Raw genomic sequence first — 6,541 nt, forward strand, 5'->3', positions numbered from 1 at the left:
GTGCAGGACGTGGTGTGGCCCGGCGAGGGCTGAGTCGCGTCGCGCTGGCGGTGTTCGGCAAATTGTCTGCTTCCGTTGGCTGCGGAACGGCGCTATTATCCGAACATGATAAACGGTAAGACGATAGATTCGAGACCCCCTTCGGAGGCGGAACTCGTCGATGTCGCGTCCCAGGCACTTCGCGAGAGACTCCCGCCGGAGTGGAAGATCGATACCAGGCAGGGCGCTACATCGTCGACATCTGGCGGAGCCGATTCTCTGATTGTCGCCGAGGCTCCCGATGGGAGTGCCGCAACATTCTGTGTCACCGTCAAGAGCGCCGTCGTAGCTCGCGACATACCTGCGCTTCGGAAGAGGTGCGGCGACACTATGGCCCAGGTGCCGGACAGTGGGTGCCTGGTCTTGACTCGCTATCTCGCGCCCGCCGACCGTGCGCGGCTCGACGCGGCTGGCATTTCATACATCGATGCGACCGGCAATATGAGGGTTTCATCCCCCGTTCCCGCACTCTTCGTCTCGGATCGTGGTGCCGAAAGAGATCCCTGGCGGGGGCCAGGGCGCCCGAGGGGCACCCTTAAGGGAGAACCCGCGGCGAAGGTAGTCAGAGCGCTACTCGATCTTCCCGGGCCATGGCGTGTGCGGGAACTCGCCGACGTCGCCAAGGCCTCGGTGGGGTCGGTATACCGTGTGATGCAGTTTCTCGAAGATCAGGAACTTGCGCAGCGGCTGCCTGACCGGCGATTCCTGGTGTCCGATTGGGCAGCTCTTCTGCGCAGATGGAGCGACGACTATCAGTTACTCCGGTCCAATGCCGTGTCCCATTGGATCGCTCCCCGGGGCCTGTCGGACCTTCTCGATACGGTGCGCGAGGAAGAGGACGTCGACTACGCGCTGACCGGGTCCGTCGCAGCAGCAGCGTGGGCTGCCTACGCGCCAGCCAGGTCGGCGATGGTGTACGTCCGAAACGTCGAACGTGCAGCGGCGAACTGGGGCTTGCGCGCGACCGAAGCGGGAGCGAACGTGCTGCTGATCGAACCCACTTACCCCGTCGTCATGGAACGCGCCATGACCGCGTTGGAAGGGCTCACGGTCGCCCGCCCGGCCCAGGTGGCTGTGGACCTCATGACCGGGCCGGGCCGGGCACCCGCAGAGGCGAACGAGTTGATCGAATGGATGAGGGCACATGAACAGTCCTGGAGAGGGTAGTGGCGATCTGCTCGTCAGTGCCCGGTCTGCGCTTCTGGACGCGGCCGAGGCGTTGTCCGAGCAGGCCGCAGTCGACGGGCTGATTGCGAGACCGGCATGGAGGGCCGCCCGTCATGACCTCGACACGCTTTGGGGCTGTCAAGTTGCTTGACACGGTGGTACATTTTCAGTGCGACCCCAATCGACGAAAGAGCCCCTGGGCTTCGGGAATGATCCCTAGTTGGTTGGGGTTTCGTGCGTCAGTAGTAGTGCTCGGTGCCGTACCCGAAGTAGTCACTCTCGATCCTGATCTTGCTCCGGATCAGTCTGTGAGCCCGGTCGTCGCCGGTCTCCCACTTCCGTGTGACCGCCCAGGTGCAGTAGTCCGCAGCCTGGAGACCGAAGTCGGACTCATCCCGCCAGAATGCCAATACTCGCTTGGCGCGGAAGGACAGACACTGGGCCATGACATCGTCCACGGCGCCCCTGAACGCAGCCCGGGTCTTCCTGGTTCCCATCTGAGCGGCGACGACCTGGATGGAATCGCCCTGGTGGAACAGCTGAGGGGCGGCCCGTCTGAGATGAAAAAACCAGGCGTACTGGTAGAACTTCGGTTCGGTTGGGCGGATCGAGGGCTGGGCCTTGGACTTCTCCAACAGAGTGATGTCGAACCGGAACTCAAGATCCACCAAGGCGTCGAACACCGCGTCTCGCACGACCTGGGCGTCCGGAGAGGCGTGGAAACACGAATCCAAACCCTGGGCCTTCCAGGCCAGTTCGTCTCGGAGCCGCATGAGGCGCGTCCGGAGCGCCCACACCTGTTCTTCGTCGGCGCACAGCGTGCCCACCGCGAAGTACCTGGATGCCTTCCCATTGCGGAGGAACTGGAGGTCGCCACTCTCATCTGCGAACAGATACTTGATCGCCACGAAGGGGCCTTTCTCTCGACTGCCACCTATGGAAGCACATCGAGAGGACACTCCTCGGGCGGGAAACTCACTAAGCGCCATTACCCGCAGATGACATAAAGGCAGGTCAGCGCGAATATTCAGCTGTTAATCCACAGGCACTCCCCAGCAAGTCACAGCCTTGTAGGCCCCTGTGACGAGTTGAGGGCGCGGTGGGTGAATAGCGTGGACTAGCTCTACGTCGCGCCGCACGAGTTGGTCTATGCCGGTCGGTTCGAATGCCGGGAAGTGGCGGTCCGCTCTCGGCGGTCGTGGGCCTTGTCGTCGTCGCCCTCAAGACCGCAGTCCACGTCGGACAGTGAGCGTTAAGACGGAGCGGGTCCGGTGAGCCACCAGGCGATCACGTTACTTGTCAGCTCGGGGATCGGGCCCTCGCCGGTGGAGCCGTCGCCCCACCGCGGAAGGTCCACCCAGATGCGCAATGGTGGACTGCCGATCATCGGGAGGTCGACATGGGCGAGTGGGCGCATCGTCGAGGCGAGCACGTCCCTTTCGGAGGTCCCGCAGTTGAGCGCCGGGACGACACCCGGCAGGCAGATCACCTCGGCTCTCCGCCACCCCGGCGCCGTGGGCCTGCACAAGGGACCCCGCCACTCCGCGCAACTACCGCACGTCGCTCGACCCGCGTGCTGACAGTCCTGGCCTCCGCCCGATCGCTCCGCGTCGGGGGCGAGCGCCCCGGATCGAGCGGGATCGTCCACTCGGCGGGATCCGCCCGGTGGTTGGGGGCTCGGTGCGCGGAGCGCGGGAGCGGCGGCCGTCGTCATCGTTTTCGCGCCGGCACGTGCTCGATGTCGACGGACACCGGCCGCCATTCGATGCCGGGGATCGAGCGCAGGGGAGCGAACGGGTCAGCAGCGCGCAGCCAGGCGGCCGCCAGGCTGTCCGCGAAGAGGTCGACGTCGGCGGGATGGGCTCGCGTGGCCAAGCGCCGCAGGACTTGCACGTCGGTGAGCTTGACCGTGACCGTCCACGTGGCCGTGCCCCGGTCAGCTGCCTCGGAGGTGACAGCGCTCTCAACATCGAAGACCCGGAACGCGCCCTCTTCGAGGAGCTCCTCCAGACCGCCCGTAGGCCAGATCAGCCAGTTCAGTTGAGGCAGCGGCGGCAGGGTGGGATCGGGCCCCGCCTCCTCACTCGCCGGGTCCCCGATCACCGCACCGGAGAACGCATCGACCACCACCGTGTCCTCACGGTACTGGGCCAGTGCCGCCGTCACCGCCGCCGCATCGACGATGGTCACCTCCGCGGTGACAGTGCAGGCCCACGTCTCGCGGTTCCTGCCGGGACGGGGCCGCGCAGGCGAGGGTTGCGGGGTGGGCTCAGGCGCGGGCTCGGGTAGGTCGAACAGGCCGGGCTCGACAGTGTCCATGGCAGGTGAGACTACTTCTCCAAACGGGGGCGTCCCAGCGCGCCGCTCGCATCTCGTATCGTCGGTGAGGTGACGCCCTCGACAGATCGCCCCTACGGACCAGGCGACCTCACCGCAGACGAGTTGAAACACGCGGTACTCGACGCATTGGCGAGCGCGGGAGTCCCGCAGACCGAGCTGATGGCCTCGCTGGCGGCCGGGGCTGACTATCAGTCCCCGTGGGAACGCCCGGCCGTCAACCGGCGACACCCGAGGCGCGAGACACCGGTGATCTACCGCGTCAAGGTCGAGCTGCAGGACTCGTCCCCGCCCATCTGGCGACGCCTGGACCTGCGCAGCGACCTCATGCTGCCGCGCCTGCACCTGATCCTGCAGGAAGCCATGGGCTGGACGAACAGTCACCTGCACGAGTTCGTCCACGCGTCGTCGCGCCGGGACCGCGACGCCGAGCACTTCGCCTCCATGGACTACCCCGACGCCGGGGAGATGGGCGAACTCGACGAGGCTGACGTACGGCTCGACGAGCTGGCGCACAGCGTGGGCGATAGGTTCCTGTACCTGTACGACTTCGGTGACAGTTGGTGGCATCGCGTCACCGTGGAGAAGGTCCTGGAGCCCGACGACGACGACGAGATCCCGGATGCGACGGTGGTGGCAGGTCGCCGGGCATGCCCTCCGGAGGACTGCGGGGGGATCTGGTCATATAACGAGTGGATCGCCGGGGACGCCGACCCGGACGGCTGGGACCCGCACACACTCGAGTTCTGGGCGGGGTGGGATGCGGAAGCGTTCGACCTCGACGATGCGCAACAGCGCGTGGTAGAGATCGCTGACATGCCCGCCACCCTCCGGGAAGCCCAGCAGGATGAGGCGTCCAAGCTGCAGATACTGCTGGAGCGGATCGGGGACGGCGTCAAGCTCACCGCGGCCGGGTACCTGCCGCCGACGATGGTCGAGCAACTCATGGCCGACACCGGCTGGGACCGCAAGTGGATCGGGAAGAACAATCGCGAAGACCTGACGTTCCCGATCTGGCAGCTGAGGGACTGGGCCCGCGCGCTGGGGCTGGTGCGCAAGTACAAGGGCGAGCTCCGGCCGACCCGCCGCGGTACCGCGTTGAAGAACGACCACCAGGCCCTCACCGAGCTGATCGCTCGCAGCTTGCCGCACGATCGGCTCTACGGCACCCCGCTCGACTGGTTCTGACCCGGCCGGTTCCGCGCGGCCGGGTTTATGCGGGCCGGGGGCGGGTGGCGGACCTCGTCGTCGTCGCCCCAGTTCGGTTCACTCAACCGAACCAGGCCAGAACCCGTCGACACTGGGCCTCGACCTCGGCCATAAGCGTGTCTGCCAACCGGTGATCGTCGTCAGTGCGCGGGGGGTGCAGCTCGATGGCGGATCGGAGTGCCCCGGGCAGCTCATCGGCGTCGAGGTAGATCTGGGCGGTGAGCACGCTCGGATCGAGGTCGTTGGTCTCCGCAAAGGTGATCCAGTGGCGGAGGGTGATCTCGTCGTAGGCGTACCGACTCCCGATCTTCATGGCGAGTCTGCGCTGACTCCGTTGTGGTGAGTACGGGTAGATCGACGCGATGTCATAGAGCGGTGCGAGCCGGGGTGGGGAATCATCGGCGTGAAGAATCGCGTAATTCTTGGCATGGGCGTCGGTGGCGCCGAGCAGAAAGTTGATCGCAAGCGCTCGAACGAAAAGCCAGACGTCTTCCTCGAGGCGGAGCGCCCGCAAGAAGGAGATGACATCGCCGGGGGATGGGCCTCCATCGGCCTGGTACCTGCGCGACGGATGAACTGCGAGAGCTTGGCAGAGGTCCTCCTGATGGACACGGGCCACGGTTCCATCAACGGCGACATGGCGGTCCCACCGTCGGCTGATCACAGCGGGAGTGCCAGCGAAATCGACATAGTTCGTGGCGGCCGTCGGCAAACCGATTGTTCGGACGGCTTGCAGACACAAGACTTCGTTGTACGCCTGGCAGTGGAGATCGGTAACACCGGGCTTGATGATGTGCGTAGTGGGGATCGCACCGGTCGCTTGATACCACTGGTCTGCTCGTCGGTGGAGAGCGACCTTCTCCTGAGCTCCTGCGAGCGACCAATGCTCGCCGCGGGCCTGCCAGGATGCCTGTCTGCTCGAGATCAGCTCGCGGAGTCTCCTGCTGATGTCGGCGTCAGACATCGGTACGAGGACCCCTTCGTCGAGTTCATCCATCGCATCGGGGCGGAGAAACTGAACAGCGCCGGCGCAATCGCGACCGACAGCGGTGAGGAGGGAAAACGTGTTGCCTGCGACGGCCCCGTGATGGCGGGCGATCTGGACCCGCGCGGCCTGGTTGTCGGGCAACAGTCCGTCGAGGAAGGGCTCGACCCGATCGGGGCCCCAGGCCTGACGGCGTCTGGGCATGGAGAGCGAGAGATTCCGTTCGGGGCCGTCGAGGTCGTAGGAGAACGAGTGCTTGCCATGACGGCCCTCCGTCAACGTCCCCAGTCTCTGTCCAGACAGTAGGACCGCGAGTTCCTTGTCAGGCATCGGAAGACCGCTGAGTGATGTCATCTGCGACGTCGCGTGCACGGTGGGCCGCCCGGATGGCGCGTGCAGCGGCAAGCGCTACTTCGCCAGGGGGGGCCACTTTTGCGGAAGTCAGGACTTCATAATCGTCCGCCGGTGTGTCGACTGCTTCGGGTGCCTCCATCGCCTCGACTGCATCGACCGCCTCGGGCAGGTGCCGCGGGTGGCGGGCCGACTCGGCGGGGGGCGTGTCCGAGTCCGGTACGGGATACGCCAGCCGGATCGTGACGTCCAGAACGTCCATCATCGCGAGGACCTTGCTCAGTGACGCATTGGGAGCGCGCCCGCTCTCGAAGAGGCTCACCCAGGAGCGTGTGAGATGGGCTGCCGCTGCGAGGTCGGCCTGGCTCATACCGGCGGCGAGACGGGCGTCCCTGACCGACGTAGCGATGTCGGTCACAGTCCGGGCCCTAGGAGCGTGGGTCAGTAACACGC

General features: G+C 65.7%; 7 protein-coding genes. 2 read left to right on the forward strand and 5 right to left on the reverse strand.

Annotation, left to right across the window (positions count from 1 at the left end; translation table 11 throughout):
* The first annotated feature begins 105 nt into the window (after positions 1 to 105).
* Positions 106 to 1,206, forward strand: coding sequence for a hypothetical protein (locus tag G6021_RS17660; RefSeq protein ID WP_241736622.1), 1,101 nt, complete (start codon positions 106 to 108; stop codon positions 1,204 to 1,206).
* Positions 1,207 to 1,445: 239 nt separating this feature from the next.
* On the opposite strand, the gene G6021_RS15970 is transcribed toward G6021_RS17660, so the two are convergent.
* The 3 genes from G6021_RS15970 to G6021_RS15980 all read right to left on the reverse strand — a co-directional run bounded on the left by G6021_RS15970 (position 1,446) and on the right by G6021_RS15980 (position 3,396).
* Positions 1,446 to 2,114: a DUF3800 domain-containing protein gene (locus G6021_RS15970; RefSeq protein ID WP_182641719.1), complete on the reverse strand. Its 669-nt coding sequence runs from the start codon at positions 2,112 to 2,114 to the stop codon at positions 1,446 to 1,448.
* A gap of 344 nt (positions 2,115 to 2,458) precedes the next feature.
* The gene (locus G6021_RS15975; protein WP_017838078.1) at positions 2,459 to 2,695 is read right to left on the reverse strand and encodes a hypothetical protein; all 237 of its coding nucleotides are present in this window, start codon (positions 2,693 to 2,695) and stop codon (positions 2,459 to 2,461) included.
* A gap of 221 nt (positions 2,696 to 2,916) precedes the next feature.
* Positions 2,917 to 3,396, reverse strand: a complete 480-nt coding sequence (locus tag G6021_RS15980; protein WP_347238989.1) for a hypothetical protein — start codon at positions 3,394 to 3,396, stop codon at positions 2,917 to 2,919.
* Between the two features lie 198 nt (positions 3,397 to 3,594).
* Here G6021_RS15980 and G6021_RS15985 point away from each other — a divergent pair, with 198 nt between their 5' ends.
* Positions 3,595 to 4,731, forward strand: a complete 1,137-nt coding sequence (locus G6021_RS15985; protein ID WP_182641721.1) for a plasmid pRiA4b ORF-3 family protein — start codon at positions 3,595 to 3,597, stop codon at positions 4,729 to 4,731.
* A gap of 82 nt (positions 4,732 to 4,813) precedes the next feature.
* On the opposite strand, the gene G6021_RS15990 is transcribed toward G6021_RS15985, so the two are convergent.
* Positions 4,814 to 6,091 carry a type II toxin-antitoxin system HipA family toxin gene (locus G6021_RS15990; protein ID WP_347238990.1) on the reverse strand — a complete coding sequence of 426 codons (1,278 nt, stop codon included), beginning with the start codon at positions 6,089 to 6,091 and terminating at the stop codon, positions 4,814 to 4,816.
* On the reverse strand, positions 6,060 to 6,506 hold the full coding sequence (locus G6021_RS15995; protein ID WP_159110396.1) for a helix-turn-helix transcriptional regulator: 447 nt from the start codon (positions 6,504 to 6,506) through the stop codon (positions 6,060 to 6,062). Before G6021_RS15995 ends, G6021_RS15990 begins: the two co-directional genes overlap by 32 nt.
* Between the last annotated feature and the right edge of the window lie 35 nt (positions 6,507 to 6,541).

Origin of the sequence: Dietzia sp. CW19, from assembly GCF_014145265.1 — a bacterium.
GTDB classification, from domain to species: Bacteria; Actinomycetota; Actinomycetes; order Mycobacteriales; family Mycobacteriaceae; genus Dietzia; species Dietzia natronolimnaea.